The organism is Streptomyces sp. NPDC059524 (assembly GCF_042749255.1).
Classification (GTDB): domain Bacteria; phylum Actinomycetota; class Actinomycetes; order Streptomycetales; family Streptomycetaceae; genus Streptomyces; species Streptomyces xanthii.
Genome location: NZ_JBHYTK010000020.1, coordinates 1 through 19,078 on the forward strand (window position 1 = coordinate 1; position 19,078 = coordinate 19,078).

Here is a 19,078-nt window from a genome sequence, read left to right on the forward strand (position 1 = left end):
CCCCGCCCCCCTGAAATGCAGACCCTTCGGGTCGCATTTCCCAGATGAGGCGCAGCCTCATCAGGGGCGCAGCCTCATCAGGGGCGCGGGGAACTGCGCGACCAGCCACGACGCTGCGGCAGTCGCGCGACCACCGCACGGGGCAACCCCCTACTGGCGGACGTCCTGCCAGGCCGCCGGGAGGGCGTGGGCCACGTCCTGGGCGGAGACGGGCGCGCCCTGGGCCGCGTGGCGGGCCGCCAGCCCGTGAAGGTGGGCGCCGACCGAGGCCGCGTCGAGGGCGCCGAGCCCCGCCGCGAGGAGGGAGCCGGTCAGGCCCGACAGGACGTCGCCGCTGCCGGCCGTGGCCAGCCACGCCGTGCCGGTGGGGTTCACCCGGACCGGCGCGCCGGGCTCGGGCGTCGCGATCAGGGTCGTCGAGCCCTTCAGGAGGACGGTCGCGTCGTAGGCGGCGGCCAGCTTCCGTACGGAGAAGAGGCGCCGGGCCTCCACCTCGGCACGGTCGACGCCGAGCAGCGCCGCCGCCTCGCCCGCGTGCGGGGTGAGGACGGTGGGCGCCGTGCGGGAGCGCACCGTGGCGCGGTCCGCGAGGCGCAGGCCGTCCGCGTCGATGAGCACCGGCACGTCCGAGGCCAGGACGTCCGCCAGGCCGGAGGTGTCGTCGCCGAGGCCGGGGCCGATCACCCAGGACTGGACACGGCCCGCCTTCGCCGGGGGGCCTGCCGAGACGAGGGTCTCGGGGAAGCGGGCCAGGACCGCGTCGGCGGCCGGGCCGACATAACGGACCGCGCCCGCGCCCCCGTGCAGCGCGCCCGCCACGGCGAGCACCGCCGCGCCGGGGTAGCGGGCCGAGCCGGCGACGACGCCGACGACGCCGCGCCGGTACTTGTCGCTCTCGCCGGTCGGTTCCGGGAGCAGCGCGGCCACGTCGGCGTACTGCAGGGCCTCCGCGACGGCGCCGTCCGGCGGCAGGTCGAGGCCGATGTCGACGAGACGGAGGGCGCCCGCGTGGTCGCGTGCCGGGTCGATGAGCAGGCCCGGCTTGTACGTGCCGAAGGTGACCGTCGCGTCGGCCCGTACCGCGTCCCCGTGCACCTCACCCGTGTCCGCGTCCACGCCGCTGGGCAGGTCCACGGCCACGACGAGGCCGCGTACGTGGGTCATGAGTTCGGCCGCGCGGGGGCGCAGGCCGCCGCGGCCGCCGATGCCCACGATGCCGTCGAGCACGAGGTCGGCGCGGGCCAGGGCCGAGGGGGCCGTGTCGTGACCGGCGTCGAGCACGGTGGCGCCCGCCGCGCGCAGGGCGGCCAGGCCGCCGGGGTGGGCGCGGTCCGGGCTGAGCAGCAGCGCGGTGACGCCCGCGCCGCGCCGGGCCAGACGGGCACCGGCGTACAGTGCGTCGCCGCCGTTGTCGCCCGAGCCGGCCAGGACGGTGACGCGGGCGCCGTACACCTTCCCGAGCAGCTCGGCGCAGGCCGCGGCGAGGCCCGCGGCGGCCCGCTGCATCAGCGCGCCCTCGGGCAGCCGCGCCATCAGCGCGCGTTCGGCGGACCTGACCGTCTCCACATCGTCAGCACGTCGCATGTCATCGAGTGTCTCCCAGGAGGTGGGAGCGCAGCAGTGCGGCGGTGCGGCCGGGGTGCGTGGACCAGCCGTTGTGGGCGCCGGGGAAGGGGGCGGGGGCGAGGCCCAGTTCCCCGGCGAGGACGGTCGCGGGGCGGCTCGGCAGATGGGGGAGGGTCTGCTCGCCGACGGCCAGGGTCAGGCGCCCGGCGAACCGGGACAGCGCGGCGAGATCCGGCTCGTACGCGGCGAAGGAACGGAACTCGTGGCGGATCGCCGACGGCGCGTTCGCGGCCAGGCGTCGCATCATCTCGGCCGTACGAGGTGCGGGCGCGCCCTCGGAGTCCGGCGCGGGCAGCATCACCGGGCCGACCCCGCGCAGGAACCGCTCGCCCGCGGCGGCCAGGCCCTCGGCCTCGAGCGTCTCGTAGACCTCCTGGAACAGGGCCAGGTGCTCCGCCGCGTCGGGCAGCACGCTCCACGACGGCGGCTCGTGCGCCACCGCGGCGCGGACCCGCCCGGGGAACCGGGCCAGCAGGTCCAGGGTGACGATCGCGCCGCTCGACGACCCGGCCACGTACGCGGGCGCGTCCGGCGACACCGCGTCGAGCAGGCGCCGCGCGTCCTCGGCGTGCTCGGCCACCCGCTGCTCGGAGTCCGGGGCGTCCCGGGCGCTGCGGGAGTAGCCGCGCGGGTCGTGCGTGATCACGGTGAACGTGTCCGCGAGGGTGTCCGCCACCGGGTCCAGGACGGCCGCGTCACCGCCCGCGCCGGGGAGCAGGAGGAGGGCGGGGCCGGTGCCGCGGGTCTCGTAGTGGAGGGTGGCGCCGGGCACGGGGAGGCGGTGCGCGGTGGCCGACGCTCCTGGGGTGGTCGACATGTCTGGGATGGTCAACGGTCCTGTCCTTCCGGCCAGTTGGAGAGCATGACGTGCAGGGCCTCCAGGCCGTTGGCCCACGTGGCCTCGACGTCCCTGGAGTGGCGGAAGCCGCCCGCGAGTTCGAGCGTGACGAAGCCGTGGAACGTGCTGCGCAGCATCCGGCCCGCGTCCGTCAGGGCCGGCTCGGTCAGTCCGTAGCCCTGCAACAGCGCGTACGTGCAGGTCAGATTGCGGCGCAGCGCCGGGTGTTCGTCGAAGACCTCGGGGTCGAGCTCCAGCTGCGTCGCCGCGTACCGGCCCGGGTGCGCGAGGGCGAAACCCCGGTACGCGTGCGCGAAGGCGAGCAGCGCCGCACGGCCCGAGCGGCCCGCCAGGGCGTCCGCGATCCGCTCGGAGAGGTCGAGCCCGGAGCGGATCGCGACCCGGGTGTGCAGGTCGGAGAGGCCGCGGACATGGGCGTACAGGCTCGCGTCCTTCACGCCGAAGCCGCGGGCCAGCGCCGCGATGGTGATGTGCTCGAAGCCGACGGTGTCCGCGAGGTCGGCGGCGGCCGCCACCACCCGCTCCGTCGTCAGACCTGCCCGCGCCATCATCATCGCCGCGCCCCGCTCTCCCGTGCGTCATCCGTGGATCCCCGTTCCTAGGGCTCCTAGGTTTCTGTCTAGGGTACATAGATTGTGAAGGGAACGGTGGGGAGAAAAGGGGGTTCGACCCGTCCGGGCGGCCCGTGATCGCATGGGCCGGTGACTTCCGAGATACCGACCTCAGACGACACGCAGCGCATCCCGCACGCCCGGCGGGCCGAGGAGAAGCGGGAGCGGGAGCCGGTGCCGGTGCCGGAGCCGGAGCCGGTGCCGCGCCGCAGAGGGCGACGCGTGCTGAAAGTCCTCGCGGGGGCGGTGGCCGTCCTCGCGTTCCTGGCCGTCGCCGACCGCTGGGCCGTGCTCTACGCCCAGGACCTCGCGGCCGAACAGGCGCGGAAGTCCCTGAAGCTCAAGGCCGCGCCCGAGGTGCGGATCGACGGCTTCCCGTTCCTCACCCAGGTCGCGGCCGGTGACCTCGACCGGGTTCAGGTCACCCTCCCCGACCTCGACGCCGGGCCGGTCTCGATCGCACAGGTGAAGGCCACCGTCGACGACATACGGATCGCGGGCTGGCCCACCGGGATCGACGGCGTGGACCTCGGGAAGGTCCGCGGCGACGTCCTGCTCGACTTCGCCGACCTGACCCGGGAGGTCGGCGCCTCCCAGGTCCGCCTGGCCCCGGGCCGCGAGCCCGGCTCGGTCCTCGCCCGGGGGCGGATCCCGGTCGCCGGTACGGAGGTCGACGTACGGGCGGACGCGCAGGTCCGCCGGGAGGGCCGCCAGGGGGTCGCGCTCACCGTGGCGAACACGCGGCTCGTCGTCCCGGACGTCCTCACGTACACGCCGGGCAAGGGCGGAGGCCTGCAACTGGCCGCGCCGGCGACGGGGCGGATGGACCCGGCCGAGTTCGAGGAGACCACGGGGGAACGGCTCGTCCCCGGACGGCTGTTGAAGGGCCCGGCGGTGGACGCGCTGGTCGAGCACCCGGCCCTGCTGAAGCTGGCCGGCATCGATTCGTCGCTGCTGCGGGGGCTTCGGAAGGCGCGGGAGCCGAAGGTGGCGGAGGCGATGGAGTTCTCGGCGGCGTTGCCCTCCGGGTTGCCGGGGGATCTTGGGCTCCGGCGTCTTTCGGTGACCCCGGGTGGGATCCGGGCGCAGCTCACCGGGGCGGACGTGAGCGTCCCCGCGCCGTAGCTCCGCCGGTTCGTCGGCTGAGTGCGGCCCGGTGGGGCTTCTCGCGCAGTTCCCCGCGCCCCTGAAATGCGCACGTCGTGCGCCATCTCAGGGGCGCGGGGCTGTATCGATCAGCGGCTCCGCCGCGGGGCGCGACCAGCCCCCACCGGCCCGCACCCGAACACGCGTCCCGAACCTCAGCCCCGGGTCACCGTGACTGTCACCCGAGAACCCGGCACCGCCGTCACCACGACCCGCCCCGGGCCGTCCGAACGGACCCGCGCCCGGCCGTCCTCGACGCCGACCCGCCACCCCCGCGACGGAAGCGAGATCACCGTCGCGTGCGAGCCGCGCCGCGCCGCGTCGTAGGTGAGGCGATAGACACCCGCCGCCGCGTCGAACGCCGAGGAACGAACCGTCCCGGCGACCGCCTCCGCGTAGGGCTCCGCCGTCGCCTCCTTGTTCGTACGGAACGCCCCCTTCTCGTCGACGGCGCAGTACCCGCCCCCGTAGCACCAGACGTAGCCCGCCCAGCCGGAGCTGTAGCGGCCCAGGGAGGCCATCGCGTCGCGGTAGAAGGGCCCCATGTTCGGCAGGGAGTTGTTCAGCGGGCCCCATTCGCCGACGACGACCGGGACCTTGTACGTGCGCGGGTACTCCGTGACCGCCGCCTCGTACGTCTCGACCCAGCCCGCCGACGGGTCGTAGTCCGCGCCCGCCTCCATGGCCGTGTTGTAGAAGTGCGGGGCGTACACGACCTTGCGGTCGTCGACGCGGCCGAGGCCCGTGGGGACGCCCTCGCCGACGATCGGGGTCGGCTCCACGAACAGCCAGGCGTCGCGGTCCTCGGTGCGGATCGCGTCCGCGACCCGGTTGTACATCGGGGTGAGCTGCTCGCGCTCGATGCGCCGGGCCGCCGTCGGCAGGTCCTCGCCCTCCCGCAGCTCGCCCATCGGCTCGTTGATCACGTCGTAGCCGAGGACGGCCGGGTGGTGCGCGAAGCGGTCGGCGACGACCTTCCACATGCGGGCCTGCGCCTGCCGCAGGTCCTCGTCCTCGTACAGGTGCGTGAAGGCCCGCTGCACGGCCGGCTCGAAGTACTCCGCGAACCAGTCCTCGGGGTGCCGCTGGAAGGGCAGCCCGTCGGTGCGGGTCGCCCACTCCGGGATGCCGCGGTGCCCGAAGGCGGGGCCGAAGACGTCCTGGTGGGCGTCGAGGACGACATGGATGTCGTAGCGGTCCGCCCAGTCCAGGACCCGCTCGATCTTGTTCAGGTAGGCGCGGCTGTACCGGCCCGGGCTCGGCTCCAGGTCGTCCCAGAAGATCAGCAGCCGGGCGAAGTCGAAGCCCTTGGCCCGCATGTCGCGGAAGTGCCGCTCGGTGATCGCGGACAGGGCCGCGTCCCCGCGGTTCCCCTTGTCCTCGACGTTCCAGCCGCGCAGCGTGAGCGTCCGGCCGTGCTCGTCGGTCAGTACGGGGGCGGACGCGGTGGGCGGCGTACCGGGGGAGGACGGGTGCGCGGTGTCGGCCTGGGCGGCCGAGACCGGGAGCAGGACGGCCGCCAGAGCGGCCGCAAGGGTCACACGCAGCAAGAAGGGCTCCCTCGGAGATGGGCGGGCCGGGCGGTCATCCGAGGTTCTACCGGTCGGTAGCGCAGTTGTGAATGGGTACGGCACGCCGACTTCGCGGCCCCGTTGGCCCGGCACTCGAGGGCCTCGCGAGGAGCTCTGAGAGACTGGCGCACGATGAACGAGAACGTGACTGCCCCGCTCCGCGCCCGCGCCGAGATCGATCTGGCCGCCCTGCAGGCCAATGTCAGGTCGCTGCGCGCCCACGCGCCCTCGGCCGCGTTCATGGCCGTGGTGAAGGCGGACGCGTACGGGCACGGCATGATCCCGGTGGCCCGCGCGGCGAAGGCGGCGGGCGCCGAGTGGCTCGGCACCGCCACGCCCGAGGAGGCGCTCGAACTGCGCGCGGCGGGCCTGACCGGCCGCATCATGTGCTGGCTGTGGGTGCCGGGCGGGCCGTGGCGCGCGGGCATCGAGGCCGACCTCGACATGTCCGTCAGCGGCATGTGGGCGCTGCGCGAAGTGACCGCCGCGGCACGGGAGTCGGGCCGCACCGCCCGCATCCAGCTCAAGGCCGACACGGGCCTCGGACGCAACGGCTGCCTGCCCGGCGACTGGCCCGAACTGGTCCGCGAGGCGCTCGCCGCGCAGGCCGAGGGCCTCGTCACGGTCACCGGCCTGTGGTCGCACTTCGCGTGCGCCGACGAGCCCGGCCACCCGTCCATCGCGGCCCAGCTGGACCGCTTCCGGGAGATGACGGGGTACGCCGAACAGCAGGGCGTCACCCCCGAGGTGCGGCACATCGCGAACTCGCCGGGCACGCTCACCCTCCCCGAGACCCACTTCGACCTCGTCCGCCCCGGCATCGCGATGTACGGGATCTCGCCGAGCCCCGAGCTCGGCACCCCCGCCGACTTCGGCCTGCGCCCCGTGATGTCGCTGAAGGCGTCGCTCGCGCTGGTGAAGCACGCGCCGGGCGGACTCGGCGTCAGTTACGGCCACCACTACGTCACTCCGGGCCCGACCACGCTCGCCCTGGTCCCGGTCGGCTACGCGGACGGCATCCCGCGGCACGCCTCCGGCACCGGACCCGTACTGATCGGCGGCAAGCGGCGCACGGTCGCGGGCCGCGTCGCCATGGACCAGTTCGTCGTCGACCTCGGCGGGGACGAGCCCGCCGCCGGCGACGAGGCCGTGCTCTTCGGGCCCGGCGACACGGGCGAGCCCACCGCCGAGGACTGGGCGGTCGCGGCGGGCACCATCGCGTACGAGATCGTCACGCGGATCGGATCCCGCGTCCCGCGCGTCTATTCGGGCGGGGACCACGGGGCCGGACGAGAGGGAGCGGGCACGTGAGCGAGACCGGGGCATGACCGAGAGCAGCGGCGCACAGGCCGCGCAGACCGTGACCGAGGCCGCCGCCTCGGGGAACTGGCGGCGGGCCGGCATCGCGGGCGCGGCGATAGGTGTGGTCGCCGCGGGCGCCGCGGCCGGTGTCGCCATCGAGCGGCTCACGGTCGGGCGCGGCATGCGCAAGAAGGCCCGGCTCGCCCTGGACGCGGCCGGACCGTACGGCGCGCTGCGCGGCACCCCCGGCAAGGCCCGCGCCCAGGACGGCACCGAGCTGTACTACGAGGTCGACGAGGCCGAGCCGGGCGGTGACGGTGCGCGCCGGCGCCGCCTGTTCGGACGCAAGGCCCCGGCCCCGGTCACCGTCGTCTTCAGCCACGGCTACTGCCTCGGCCAGGACTCCTGGCACTTCCAGCGGGCGGCGCTGCGCGGCGTCGTGCGCTGCGTGTACTGGGACCAGCGCAGCCACGGCCGCTCCGGGCGCGGCGTCGAGCAGGCCGAGCAGGGCGCGCCGGTCTCCATCGACCTGCTCGGCGCGGACCTCAAGGCCGTCATCGACGCGGCCGCGCCCGAGGGCCCGCTCGTGCTGGTCGGGCACTCCATGGGCGGCATGACGGTCATGGCGCTGGCCGACCGCTACCCGGAGCTGATCCGCGACCGGGTCGTCGGCGCCGCGTTCATCGGTACGTCGGCGGGCCGGCTCGGCGAGGTCAACTACGGGCTGCCGGTCGCGGGGGTCAACGCGGTGCGGCGGGTGCTGCCCGGGGTGCTGCGGGCGCTCGGGCAGCGGGCCGAGCTGGTGGAGAAGGGGCGGCGGGCGACCGCCGACCTGTTCGCCGGGATCATCAAGCGGTACTCGTTCGCGAGCCGGGACGTCGATCCGGCGGTCGCGCGGTTCGCCGAGCGGATGATCGAGGGCACGCCCATCGACGTGGTCGCCGAGTTCTACCCGGCGTTCCAGGACCACGACAAGACGGCGGCGCTGGAGCGGTTCGCGGAGCTGCCCGTGCTGGTCCTGGCCGGGGAGGGCGACCTCGTGACGCCCAGCGAGCACAGCGAGGCGATCGCGGCGCTGCTGCCCGGCGCGGAGTTCGTGCTGGTCCCCGACGCGGGGCACCTGGTGATGCTGGAACACCCCGAGCTGGTCACCGACCGCCTCGCCGACCTCCTCGCGCGTGCGGGGGCGGTGCCCGCAGCCGCTACCGTGGGGAACCATGGACAACCCGGCGACTGACGCCCTGCCCGTCACCACAGTCACAGCCACCGTCGACTCCCCGGACGCGATGCGCGAGCTCGGCCTCGCGCTGGCCAAGCGGCTGCGCCCCGGCGACCTCGTGATGCTCACCGGGGAGCTCGGCGCCGGCAAGACGACGCTGACCCGGGGGATCGGCGAGGGGCTCGGCGTGCGCGGCGCGGTCACGTCGCCGACCTTCGTGATCGCCCGCGTGCATCCGTCCCTGGGGGACGGTCCGGCCCTCGTCCACGTCGACGCGTACCGCCTGGGCGGCGGGCTCGACGAGATGGAGGACCTCGACCTCGACGTGTCCCTGCCGGACTCCGTGGTCGTCGTCGAGTGGGGCGACGGCAAGGTCGAGGACCTCGCGGACGACCGCCTCCACGTGATCATCGACCGGGCCACGGGGGACACGACGGACGAGCTCCGCGTCGTCACCCTGAACGGAATCGGCCCCCGCTGGACCCAGTCGGACCTGTCCTCGTTCGCCCTCTGATCGGCCCGGGACGCCGCCACCCCGGGGCTCCGCCCCGGACCCCGCTCCTCAATCGCCGGAGGGGCTTGTTTTGGCGATCCGCCGCTGTCGGGCGCGGGGCTGTGTCGATGTGCGGCTCCGCCGCGTGGGCGCGCTCAGCCACGACGCACCCGCACTCGGCGACGATTCCGCAATCCGCAACGGCGGCACCCCCAGGGGCCCCGCCCCGGCCCCCGCTCCTCAATCGCCGGAGGGGCTTGAGGGGGCGAACCCTCGCGTCGACCTCGACCTCGACCTCGACCTCGACCGCGGCGCCGGTCCCGGGCGTGGGTGCCGGGCCGACGCCCCCGGAGGGGGCGGGTGGGTGGGAGAGGGGCTGGGCGAATGCGCCGGCTCGGGTGCAGAGAGGCGCAGCCCTGTCCGCAAGCGCCGGTCCGGGCGTGGGTGCCGGGCCGACGGCGCCGGAGGAGGCGGGGCACCTGGGTGGAGACGCTCCGTACCGACACGGTGTCGGTAAGAGGTTGCACACGGGGAGAGCCGTAGTTAGGGTTACCTAACTACGGGGCTCTGATGAGGTGCGGGAGGGTGCCATGTCCGGTGCGGAGCGTGACACACGGGTACCGGAGACACAGGCCCGGCGAGACGCGGAGCGCCCCGTGAGCATGCGGGACCTGCTGGCCTCCTGCGCCGCCGCGCGGGCCGTCTCGACCCCGCCCCCGCCCGGGCCGCCCCGGACTCAGGGAACGACGACGACCTGACGGCCGATCCCGGCGAACTCCCACATCTTGTCGCCCTGGGCACGGGACGTACGGATGCCACCGGTCTGCTTCGTCGGGTCCGGCTCCGGCGTCGAGCCGTCCACCGCGGCACTGAACCCGATCGCCACCCCGTTCACCGAGGCGAACCGGACGACGTGCTCGATCGGCTTCCCGTCCGTGCCGACCACCGACCCGGTCCGCGAGTCGACCGAGTACTTGCCCGGCGCCGGGTCCACCGTGCCGGGCATGACCTCGTACGTGCTCAGCGTCCTGTTGCGCCCGTCCACCAGCCACACCCGGTCGGTGCTCAGCGCGTACACGACCCGCTCGCCCTTGCCGGACGCGGCGGGCAGCGCTTCCGGGTCCTTGTGCTTCGGCTTCTTGGACGCGGTCGCGGCCGGGGTGGCGGACTTGTGGGCGCCGAGGTCGGCCGGGGCGCTCGCGGAGGCCTGGTAGGCGAGGAAGCCGACCACGGCCAGCGCGCCCGCGGTCAGTGCGGTGACGAATCCGGTGCTGCTCCGTGCCACCAGGTGCCTGCCTCTCATGTCCCACGTACGACGCCAGTGACGGCTATCGGTGACGTTAGCAGCAGGGCGCGGCGGCCCCCGGCCGACAGGAGCACGGACGTGTCCGGGGCTGGGTGGCCGTAGGCTGTTCGCGTGCTGTTGCTCGCTCTGGATACCGCCACCCCCGCCGTCACCGTCGCCCTGCACGACGGGACGTCCGTCGTCGCCGAGTCGGGTCAGGTCGACGCCCGCAGACACGGGGAGCTGCTGCTGCCCGCCGTCGACCGGGTGCTCCGCGAGGCCGGCACCGGCCTCGACGCCGTGACCGGGATCGTCGTGGGCACCGGCCCCGGCCCGTACACGGGCCTGCGCGTGGGCCTGATGACCGCCGACACCTTCGGGCTCGCCCTCGGCGTGCCCGTGCACGGCGTGTGCACGCTCGACGGACTCGCCTACGCGGCCGAGGACGTCGAGGGCCCCTTCGTCGTCGCCACCGACGCGCGGCGCAAGGAGGTCTACTGGGCGCGCTACCAGGACGCCCGCACCCGCCTCACCGGCCCCGCCGTCGACCGGCCCGCCGACATCGCCGAGGAGATCGCCGGGCTGCCCGCGGTCGGCGCGGGCGCGCTCCTGTACCCCGACACGTTCGCCGACCCGCGCGGCCCCGAGCACGTGTCCGCGGGCGCGCTCGCCGCGCTCGCCGCCGAGCGACTCGCGGCCGGCGAGGAGCTGGACGAGCCGCGGCCGCTGTACCTGCGCCGCCCCGACGCCCAGGTCCCCAAGAACTACAAGGTGGTCACCCCGAAGTGACCGGCGCCGAACTGCGCGAGATGCGCTGGTGGGACATCGATCCCGTGCTCGCCCTGGAGAAGGAGCTCTTCCCGGACGACGCCTGGTCGCGCGGCATGTTCTGGTCCGAGCTCGCGCACGCGCGCGGCACCGGCGCGACCCGCCGCTACGTCGTCGCGTACGACAGCGACGGCGACGGCACCGAGCGGCTCGTCGGCTACGGCGGCCTCGCCGCCTCCGGGGACCTGGCCGACGTGCAGACCATCGCCGTCGCCCGCGATCAGTGGGGCACCGGGCTCGGTGCCCGGCTGCTCACCGAACTCCTGCGGCACGCCACCGCCTTCGAGGTCGCCGAGGTGATGCTCGAAGTGCGCGTCGACAACACCCGGGCGCAGAAGCTCTACGAGCGCTTCGGCTTCGAGCCGATCGGCTTCCGCCGCGGCTACTACCAGCCGGGCAACGTGGACGCCCTCGTGATGCGCCTCACCACCGAGAAAGCGACTGAAGAGAACAATCATGGCTGACGAACCGCTCGTCCTCGGCATCGAGACCTCCTGCGACGAGACCGGCGTCGGCATCGTCCACGGCACCACCCTGCTCGCCGACGCCGTCGCCTCCAGCGTCGACGAACACGCCCGCTTCGGCGGCGTCGTCCCCGAGGTCGCCTCCCGCGCGCACCTGGAGGCGATGGTCCCCACGATCCAGCGCGCCCTGAAGGACGCGGGCGTCACGGCGAAGGACCTCGACGGCATCTCCGTCACGGCCGGCCCCGGCCTCGCGGGCGCCCTGCTCGTCGGCGTCAGCGCCGCCAAGGCGTACGCGTACGCGCTCGGCAAGCCCCTCTACGGCGTCAACCACCTGGCCTCGCACATCTGCGTCGACCAGCTGGAGCACGGCAAGCTGCCCGAGCCGACGATGGCCCTGCTCGTCTCCGGCGGCCACTCCTCGCTGCTGCTCTCCACCGACATCACCTCCGACGTGCGCCCCCTCGGCGCCACGATCGACGACGCGGCAGGCGAGGCCTTCGACAAGATCGCCCGCGTGCTGAACCTGGGCTTCCCCGGCGGCCCCGTCATCGACCGCTACGCGAAGGAGGGCGACCCGGCCGCCATCGCGTTCCCGCGCGGTCTGACCGGCCCGCGCGACCCCGCGTACGACTTCTCCTTCTCCGGGCTCAAGACCTCCGTGGCCCGCTGGATCGAGGCCAAGCGGGCGATCGGCGAGGACGTGCCGGTGCGGGACGTCTCGGCGTCCTTCCAGGAGGCCGTCGTCGACGTACTGACCCGCAAGGCCGTGCGCGCCTGCAAGGACGAGGGCGTCGACCACCTGATGATCGGCGGCGGCGTCGCGGCCAACTCGCGGCTGCGCGCCCTCGCCGAGGAGCGCTGCGAGCGTGCCGGCATCCGGCTGCGCGTGCCGCGCCCCAAGCTGTGCACGGACAACGGCGCGATGGTCGCCGCGCTCGGCGCCGAGATGGTCGCCCGGGGCCGGCAGCCGTCCTCCTGGGACCTTTCGGCGGACTCCTCGCTCCCGGTGACGGAGACCCACGTGCCCGGCCATCACCACCACGACCACGATCACGTGCACGAGGTCAGCAAGGAGAACCTGTACTCGTGACCGTCGCGCTGATGTGGGAGGCCCGGGCCGCCGAGGGCCGCGGCGAGGAGCTGCTCGCCTGGACGCGGGACCAGGTCCTGGAGCGGGAGCCGGAGCGCCGCGAGACGTTCCGCGCCCCGCAGGACCGGGTCCTCGTCATCACGTGGTGGGACGCGATGTACGACGCGCGACTGCCGGAACTGCCCGAACCGCCCGCCGATCTGGTGACGAGGACCGTGCACAGGTGGCGGTTCGAAGCCGTCTGACCGTCTGACCTGGGATTCCATCCCCGTAATGACGTGGTTCGGCGGGCGCGGGAAAGTTTCTTCGAGAAAAATCGGTGCCGGTGTGGGGGGGGGGGGGGGGGGCGGGGGCCGCGCGGCGGGGGGGGGGGGCGGCGGCCCCCCCCCCCCCCCCCCGCGAGATATCAAGCACCCCCGACCTCACCCCGCACCCCCCCGCGGAAAAGCGGCGGCGGGCGGGGCGCGCTATTCTATCTACGAAAAACAGCGGGGCGCGCCCCCCGGGGGGGCCCCCCCCCCCCCACGTACGGGTGAGAGGCCGGGAACGGCCACCACGTCACGCACCGAGGAGAACACCATGCCCCGCTACCTGACCATGGTCCGCATCGACGAGAACAACACCCCCGCCGAGGGCATCAGCGAGGGCCTCATGCAGCGCATGGGCGCCCTCATCGAGGAGATGACCAAGGCCGGCGTGCTGCTCGACACGGCCGGGCTCATGCCCACCTCGCACGGCAAGCGCGTCCACTACGAGAACGGCGAGATCACCGTCACCGACGGCCCGTTCACCGAGACCAAGGAGGTCATCGGCGGCTACGCGGTCCTGCAGACCAAGGACGAGGCCGAGTGCCTGGAGTGGACCAAGCGCTTCCTCCAGGTCCACGAGCCGCACTGGACCGTCACGTCCGAGGTCCGGGAGATCCAGGAGGGCTGATCCCTCCGCGCTTGGCGGCGCCCCGCCCCGGGGTGTCTGATGTGGCCGTGACCGAGCAGCAGCCCACCACGGCCCGCACCGTCGAGACCGTCTTCCGCATGGAGGCCCCGCGCATCATCGCGGCCGTCACCCGCGTCGTGCGCGACGTCGGCATAGCGGAGGAGCTGGCGCAGGACGCGTTGGTCGCCGCGCTCGAGCAGTGGCCGGAGGCGGGCGTCCCGGACAACCCGGGAGCCTGGCTCACGGCCACCGCGCGGCACCGCGCCGTCGACCTGGTCCGCCGCCGCGAGAACTACGCGCGCAAGCTCCAGGAGGTCGGCCGCGCCACCGAGTTCGCGTACGCGGCGCCCGAGGCCGCCGACCCGGACGACATCGACGACGACCTGCTGCGGCTCGTCTTCATGAGCTGTCACCCCGTCCTGTCCGCCGAGGCCCGCGTCGCCCTCACCCTGCGCCTGCTCGGCGGCCTGACCACCGCCGAGATCGCCCGCGCGGTCCTGGCCCCCGAGCCGACCGTCGCCCAGCGCATCGTCCGCGCCAAGCGCACCCTCGCCACGAAGAACGTCGCCTTCGAGGTCCCGTACGGGCCCGAGCGCGCTGCCCGGCTCGGCTCGGTCCTGGAGGTCATCTACCTCATCTTCAACGAGGGTTACGCGGCCACCGCCGGCGACGACCACCTGCGGCCCGGCCTGTGCGAGGACGCCCTGCGACTGGCCCGCGTCCTGCAGACCCTGATGCCTCAGGAGCCCGAAGTGCACGGCCTGGCCGCGCTGTTGGAGCTCCAGTCCTCCCGCGCCGCCGCCCGCACCGCGCCCGACGGGACCCCCGTCCTGCTCAAGGACCAGCGCCGGACGCGCTGGAACCGGCTGCTGATCCGGCGCGGCTTCACGGCCCTCGCGGCGTCGCAGGCGGTCGCCACGGGCGCGCCCGGACCGTACGCGCTGCAGGCCGCGATCGCCGCGTGCCACGCGCGGGCGCACACGTACGAGGAGACGGACTGGCGTCAGATCGCCGCGCTCTACGCCCTGCTCGCGGCCCGCACCCCGTCCCCGGTCGTGGAGCTGAACCGCGCGGTGGCCGTCTCGATGGCCGAGGGCCCCGAGGCCGCCCTCGCCCTCGTCGACACCCTCACCGCCGAACCGGCCCTGCGGGGCTACCACTTGCTGCCGAGCGTGCGGGGGGATCTGCTGGAGCGCCTGGGGAGGCGGGAGGAGGCGATCGCCGAGTTCCGCCGCGCGGCGGACCTGACGAAGAACGAACGGGAACGGGATTTCCTGCTGAGCCGGGCAAGAACGAGCCCCTCCGGCGATTGAGGAGCGGGGTCCGGGGCGGAGCCCCGTGACCTCAGCGAACGGGGGCGCCCACCAGCATGGTCGGGGCACCGGCGACCCGGGTCAGAAACACGGTCGCGGAGCCCTTCCCGTACGGCTTCGGCATCACCTTGCGCCGCAGCTCCTCCGGCTCGACGGCCGACCCCCGCTTCTTGACGGTCAGCACGCCGACCTCCCGTTCCCGCAGCAGCGCCTTCAGCTTCTTCACGTTGAACGGCAGCAGGTCGGTGATCTCGTACGCCGCCGCGTAGGCGGTGTCGTGCAGTTCGTCGGCGGTGACGTACGCGATGGTCTTGTCGAGCAGCCCGCCGCCGACCTCCTCGGCGACCTCGGCGACCAGATGCGCCCGGATGACGGCGCCGTCGGGCTCGTACAAGTACCGCCCCACCGGCCGCACTTCGGGGTCCGGCAGCCCGCGCCCCGCGAGCATGCGCGGACCCGGGAGCAGCGTGGCCCGCATCCGGCCGGGCTCCGTGCCGAACCACAGCACGGCCTCCTTGACCTCGCCCCCGTCCGAGATCCACTCGGCGTCCGCCTCCGCCGGGATCGCCTCGTGCGGGATGCCGGGGGCGATCTTCAGCGCGGCGCGCGGGGCCTTCAGGGCGGCGGACACGGCCCAGGACAGCGGCGGCGAGTACGCCTCGGGGTCGAAGATCCGGCCGCGCTTGTCGGAGCGCCGGGCCGGGTCGACGAACACGGCGTCGTAGCCGGCGGTGTCCACCTCGGCGACGTCCGCCTCGCGCACCTCGATCAGCTCGGCGAGACCGAGCGCCTCCGCGTTGGCCCGGGCGACGGCGCAGGTCAGCGGGTCCCGGTCGACCGCCAGGACCCGTACGCCCGCGCGGGCCAGGGCGATCGCGTCGCCGCCGATGCCGCAGCACAGGTCGGCGACCGAGCGGACGCCGAGCGCGGTGAATTCGCCGGCGCGGTGGGCCGCCACGTTCGTCCGGGTCGCCTGCTCGACGCCGTGCGGGGTGAAGAACATGCGGGCCGCGTCCTGCGCCCCGAACTTCGCGACCGCGCGCTGGCGCAGCCGGGCCTGGGTGAGCGCCGCCGAGACGAGGTCGGCGGGGTGGTCGCGGCGCAGCCGGGTGGCGAGCGCGAGCTCCTGGCCCGGGTCGTGGTCGCGCAGTTCGTCGAGGAGGGCCCGGCCCTCCGGGGCGAGGAGGGCGGCGAGGTCGGCGGGGGTGGAGAAGGAGCTCACCCGGCCCATTGTGGGCCAGTCGGTGGATGGTGCGGTCCCGGCGGCGGTGTCGGCCCCTGAACGGCGCGGTGGCCTGCGAGGATCCGGCGCCATGCAACTAGTACGACAAAACGAAGAAACCGCCGCGAAGGGGACTCCGAGACGTGCGGGCCGCCGGGCCGGACCGCACTCGGGACGCCGTACGGGCCGCCGCGCGGCGGTGCGTGGCACGGCCGCGGCACTCATCGCCGCCGCCCTCGCCTCGGGCTGCGCCGCGGGCCCCGAGGACCGGTCCGACACGGGCACGTCCCGCGGCGCGCAGGGGGCCCAGGGCGCCCAGGGCCACGCGGACCGCCCCGCGGAGAAGCAGGCCGGTGAGCAGGCCGGTGAGCACGCGGAGAAGTCCGCCGGGAAGCAGGCGGGCGAGCGCGCAGAGAAATCCGCCGAGAAGCGGACGGGCGAGCACGCGGAGAAGTCCGCCGGGAAGCAGGCGGGCGAGCGCACAGAGAAATCCACCGGGAAGCAGGTCGGCGAGCGCGCGGAGAAGCAGGCCGAGAAGCAGGCCGAGGAGCACGCCGGGACGCCCGCTGAGGGGCACGCCCACAAGCCCGCCGGGAAGAAGGCCGAGAAGCCGGCCGAAGAGCCCGCCGGGAAGAAGGCGCAGAAGCCCGCCCGGCCCGCGCAGGGCGCCCCACAGGCCCTCGCCGCGCTCCCGGCGGGCATGCCGCGCGGCGTCCTGCGCTCGGTGCCGCAGGGCCTGGGCGCCGCGGCCCCCGCCGGAGCCCGCGCGGACTACGCGGCCCGCCAGCGCGTGGCGCAGACCGCGCGGCTCGTCCTCGCCAAGCGGTGGGGTCTGGCGAAGGCGCCGCTCGTCGCGCCCGCCCCGCCCGCGCACAAGCCCGTCATCGAGCCGCGCAAGGGATTCGAGGTCGAGGACCAGGAGGAGCTGGGCCTGCCCCCGGTCTTCACGACGGTCCCCACCAAGGACAAGGTCGTCTTCCTCACCATCGACGACGGGGCCGAGAAGGACCCGAAGTTCCTCGCGATGATGAGCGAGCTGCGGATCCCGTACACGGCGTTCCTCACGAACGACGAGATCAAGGACGACTACGGCTACTTCAAGAAGGCCCAGCGGCTCGGCGTCTCCCTGAACAACCACACGCTGACCCACCCGTACCTGCCGGGCCTGTCCTACGCGCGCCAGAAGCACGAGATCTGCGGCATGCAGCGGGTCATGGAGAAGCAGTACGGCAAGCGGCCCACGATGATGCGCCCGCCGTTCGGCAACTACAACCGGGACACCCTCAGGGCCGCAAAGGCCTGCGGGATCGAGTACGCGCCGATCTGGAACGCCGAGGTCTTCGTCGACCGTATGGACTACCGGGAGTGGGACAGGAACATCCATCCGGGCGACATCATCCTCACGCATTTCCGCGGACGGGACGACTGGAAGGGCACCATGCCCGACATGGTCCGTAAATTCCTGAAGTACGTCACCGACAAGGGCTACGCGGTCGCCCGCCTGGAGGACTACCTGTGACACGTCCAGGGGTGGGGGCGGCGGTACGGCGGTGCGGCACGCGGCTGATCGGCTGCGCGCTGGCCGCCGCGCTGCTCACCGGGTGCGCGCAGTCCGTGGATCCGCTCGAGCGGATGGGCCGCAAGGCCGCGCAGAAGGTCCGCAGCCATCCGCACCGGGCGGCGGCACGCGCCCCCGGCGCCGCGGGCCCCGGGCGGGACGACCGCGCGGGCCCGGCCGCGCACCGCCGCTGGGGGCTCGCCGAGCCGCTGGACCCGCCGCCCGCGCCGCCGTCCCGCCCGGTGCTGCCGCGCCGGGCGCCCGGCGCGGTGCCGCCGGTGATCGAGCGCGTCCCCACCCGGGACAAGGTGGTCTTCCTGACCTTCGACGGCGGCGTCGAGCGCGACCCGCGCTTCCCGCAACTGGTCCGCGACCTGCGCCTGCCGGTCTCCGTCTTCCTCGACGGCTCCGCCGCGGGCCCGGGCCGGGGCCCGTACGGCACGCTGCGCGCGCTCGGCGCCGGCGTCCAGAACCGCACCCTGACCCACCCGTACCTGCCCGGCCTCGGCTACGTCCGCCAGCACGCCGAGATCTGCGGGCAGCAGCGCCGGCTCGCGGGCCGCTTCGGCCGGGCCCCGCGCCTGCTGCGGCCGCCGTCCGGCGACTACGACGCCAGCACCCTGAGGGCGGCGGGTGCCTGCGGCATCGACGCGATCGTCCTCGGCCGCGACCCGTCCCGCACCGACCGCCTCCGCCCCGGCGACATCATCCTGCCCCCGCGGGCGCAGACATCCCTGACGACCTCGACCACGTCCCTCCTCCACCACATCCAGCAACAGGGCTTCACCGTCGCCAAACTGGAGGACTACGTCTGACCTGGGCCGACCGGCCGGGTTGTGTTCTGCCCCTGAGGCGCACGAAGTGCGCCGTCAGGGGCGCGGGGAACTGCGCGAGAACCCCCACCGGGCCGGCACCCGGCAACGATCCGCCAAAGCCACGGCGCCTCCCCGGACCGGCGAAGCCGCCCAGAAAACCCGACACAGCGCCGCAGGCATTTGGCACTCCGCTTGACCGAGTGCTAATCCCGGTCATAGTCTCGGCCCTGGCACTCACCACTGGAGAGTGCCAACACAGCGACGGGCAGGTCCGGCACCCGCGACGACGGATCCACCTGGTCGCCACCTCAGACAGTTAACCCCGTGAGATCTCCGAAGGGGGAGGTCGGATCGTGACGACCGCCAGCTCCAAGGTTGCCATCAAGCCGCTCGAGGACCGCATCGTGGTCCAGCCGCTCGACGCCGAGCAGACCACGGCCTCGGGCCTGGTCATTCCGGACACCGCGAAGGAGAAGCCCCAGGAGGGCGCCGTCCTCGCCGTGGGCCCGGGCCGCTTCGAGAACGGCGAGCGCCTGCCGCTCGACGTCAAGGTCGGCGACGTCGTGCTGTACAGCAAGTACGGCGGCACCGAGGTCAAGTACAACGGTGACGAGTACCTCGTCCTCTCGGCCCGCGACGTCCTCGCGATCGTCGAGAAGTAAGTCGAGAAGCAGCACCTTTGTTTCGAATCTGCGCCCCTGGCACCCGCATCGTAAGAAGCCGGGGTCGGGGGCGCG

The 19,078-nt window shown here is 74.1% G+C and carries 19 protein-coding genes; 13 read left to right on the forward strand and 6 right to left on the reverse strand.

Annotated elements, in window-relative coordinates:
• Window positions 1-150 precede the first annotated feature (150 nt).
• Genes ACFW9D_RS08625 through ACFW9D_RS08635 form a run of 3 tightly spaced genes read right to left on the reverse strand, consistent with a single transcriptional unit; the run spans window position 151 to window position 3,033 of the window.
• On the reverse strand, window positions 151-1,584 hold the full coding sequence (locus tag ACFW9D_RS08625) for an NAD(P)H-hydrate dehydratase (RefSeq protein WP_384619381.1): 1,434 nt from the start codon (window positions 1,582-1,584) through the stop codon (window positions 151-153).
• Between the two features lies 1 nt (window position 1,585).
• On the reverse strand, window positions 1,586-2,443 hold the full coding sequence (locus ACFW9D_RS08630) for an alpha/beta fold hydrolase (RefSeq protein ID WP_384619382.1): 858 nt from the start codon (window positions 2,441-2,443) through the stop codon (window positions 1,586-1,588).
• Window positions 2,444-2,454: 11 nt separating this feature from the next.
• Window positions 2,455-3,033 carry a TetR-like C-terminal domain-containing protein gene (locus tag ACFW9D_RS08635; protein WP_188341380.1) on the reverse strand — a complete coding sequence of 193 codons (579 nt, stop codon included), beginning with the start codon at window positions 3,031-3,033 and terminating at the stop codon, window positions 2,455-2,457.
• A gap of 153 nt (window positions 3,034-3,186) precedes the next feature.
• On the opposite strand from ACFW9D_RS08635, the gene ACFW9D_RS08640 reads away from it, so the two are divergent.
• Window positions 3,187-4,221: a DUF2993 domain-containing protein gene (locus ACFW9D_RS08640; RefSeq protein ID WP_384619385.1), complete on the forward strand. Its 1,035-nt coding sequence runs from the start codon at window positions 3,187-3,189 to the stop codon at window positions 4,219-4,221.
• Between the two features lie 176 nt (window positions 4,222-4,397).
• Here the strand turns inward: ACFW9D_RS08640 and ACFW9D_RS08645 are convergent, their stop codons facing one another.
• On the reverse strand, window positions 4,398-5,789 hold the full coding sequence (locus ACFW9D_RS08645) for a cellulase family glycosylhydrolase (RefSeq protein WP_384619465.1): 1,392 nt from the start codon (window positions 5,787-5,789) through the stop codon (window positions 4,398-4,400).
• Window positions 5,790-5,945: 156 nt separating this feature from the next.
• Here ACFW9D_RS08645 and alr point away from each other — a divergent pair, with 156 nt between their 5' ends.
• The 3 genes from alr to tsaE are packed head-to-tail and all read left to right on the forward strand — an operon-like array spanning window position 5,946 to window position 8,848.
• A complete protein-coding gene (alr, locus tag ACFW9D_RS08650; RefSeq protein WP_384619386.1) occupies window positions 5,946-7,124 on the forward strand; it encodes an alanine racemase in 1,179 nt (392 codons plus the stop codon).
• Window positions 7,125-7,137: 13 nt separating this feature from the next.
• On the forward strand, window positions 7,138-8,352 hold the full coding sequence (locus tag ACFW9D_RS08655) for an alpha/beta fold hydrolase (protein ID WP_384619389.1): 1,215 nt from the start codon (window positions 7,138-7,140) through the stop codon (window positions 8,350-8,352).
• Window positions 8,333-8,848, forward strand: coding sequence for a tRNA (adenosine(37)-N6)-threonylcarbamoyltransferase complex ATPase subunit type 1 TsaE (gene tsaE / locus ACFW9D_RS08660; RefSeq protein WP_188337352.1), 516 nt, complete (start codon window positions 8,333-8,335; stop codon window positions 8,846-8,848). The genes ACFW9D_RS08655 and tsaE overlap by 20 nt, the downstream gene beginning before the upstream one ends.
• A 715-nt stretch (window positions 8,849-9,563) precedes the next feature.
• Here the strand turns inward: tsaE and ACFW9D_RS08665 are convergent.
• Window positions 9,564-10,112 carry a hypothetical protein gene (locus ACFW9D_RS08665; RefSeq protein WP_188337351.1) on the reverse strand — a complete coding sequence of 183 codons (549 nt, stop codon included), beginning with the start codon at window positions 10,110-10,112 and terminating at the stop codon, window positions 9,564-9,566.
• 132 nt (window positions 10,113-10,244) lie between these two features.
• On the opposite strand from ACFW9D_RS08665, the gene tsaB reads away from it, so the two are divergent.
• From tsaB to ACFW9D_RS08695, 6 genes are all read left to right on the forward strand, one after another.
• Window positions 10,245-10,901 carry a tRNA (adenosine(37)-N6)-threonylcarbamoyltransferase complex dimerization subunit type 1 TsaB gene (tsaB, locus tag ACFW9D_RS08670; protein ID WP_188337350.1) on the forward strand — a complete coding sequence of 219 codons (657 nt, stop codon included), beginning with the start codon at window positions 10,245-10,247 and terminating at the stop codon, window positions 10,899-10,901.
• Between the two features lie 20 nt (window positions 10,902-10,921).
• Entirely contained in the window at window positions 10,922-11,404 is a 483-nt protein-coding gene (gene rimI, locus ACFW9D_RS08675; RefSeq protein WP_188341379.1) for a ribosomal protein S18-alanine N-acetyltransferase, read from the forward strand.
• Window positions 11,397-12,497, forward strand: coding sequence for a tRNA (adenosine(37)-N6)-threonylcarbamoyltransferase complex transferase subunit TsaD (gene tsaD / locus ACFW9D_RS08680; protein WP_384619392.1), 1,101 nt, complete (start codon window positions 11,397-11,399; stop codon window positions 12,495-12,497). The genes rimI and tsaD overlap by 8 nt, the downstream gene beginning before the upstream one ends.
• Window positions 12,494-12,742, forward strand: coding sequence for a hypothetical protein (locus ACFW9D_RS08685; RefSeq protein ID WP_384619395.1), 249 nt, complete (start codon window positions 12,494-12,496; stop codon window positions 12,740-12,742). The genes tsaD and ACFW9D_RS08685 overlap by 4 nt, the downstream gene beginning before the upstream one ends.
• A gap of 334 nt (window positions 12,743-13,076) precedes the next feature.
• Window positions 13,077-13,433, forward strand: coding sequence for a YciI family protein (locus ACFW9D_RS08690; RefSeq protein WP_188337347.1), 357 nt, complete (start codon window positions 13,077-13,079; stop codon window positions 13,431-13,433).
• 98 nt (window positions 13,434-13,531) lie between these two features.
• Entirely contained in the window at window positions 13,532-14,746 is a 1,215-nt protein-coding gene (locus tag ACFW9D_RS08695) for an RNA polymerase sigma factor (RefSeq protein ID WP_188341378.1), read from the forward strand.
• Between the two features lie 31 nt (window positions 14,747-14,777).
• Here the strand turns inward: ACFW9D_RS08695 and ACFW9D_RS08700 are convergent, their stop codons facing one another.
• Window positions 14,778-15,977, reverse strand: a complete 1,200-nt coding sequence (locus tag ACFW9D_RS08700) for a methyltransferase domain-containing protein (protein WP_384619397.1) — start codon at window positions 15,975-15,977, stop codon at window positions 14,778-14,780.
• 691 nt (window positions 15,978-16,668) lie between these two features.
• Between ACFW9D_RS08700 and ACFW9D_RS08705 the strand changes: the two genes are divergently transcribed.
• The 3 genes from ACFW9D_RS08705 (at window position 16,669) to groES (ending at window position 19,003) form a co-directional block, all read left to right on the forward strand.
• Window positions 16,669-17,487 carry a polysaccharide deacetylase family protein gene (locus ACFW9D_RS08705; protein WP_384619469.1) on the forward strand — a complete coding sequence of 273 codons (819 nt, stop codon included), beginning with the start codon at window positions 16,669-16,671 and terminating at the stop codon, window positions 17,485-17,487.
• Window positions 17,484-18,341 carry a polysaccharide deacetylase family protein gene (locus tag ACFW9D_RS08710; protein WP_384619399.1) on the forward strand — a complete coding sequence of 286 codons (858 nt, stop codon included), beginning with the start codon at window positions 17,484-17,486 and terminating at the stop codon, window positions 18,339-18,341. Before ACFW9D_RS08705 ends, ACFW9D_RS08710 begins: the two co-directional genes overlap by 4 nt.
• Before the next feature lie 353 nt (window positions 18,342-18,694).
• Window positions 18,695-19,003 (forward strand): co-chaperone GroES, encoded by a 309-nt coding sequence (groES, locus tag ACFW9D_RS08715; protein WP_006347174.1) that lies wholly within the window; start codon window positions 18,695-18,697, stop codon window positions 19,001-19,003.
• Window positions 19,004-19,078 lie beyond the last annotated feature (75 nt).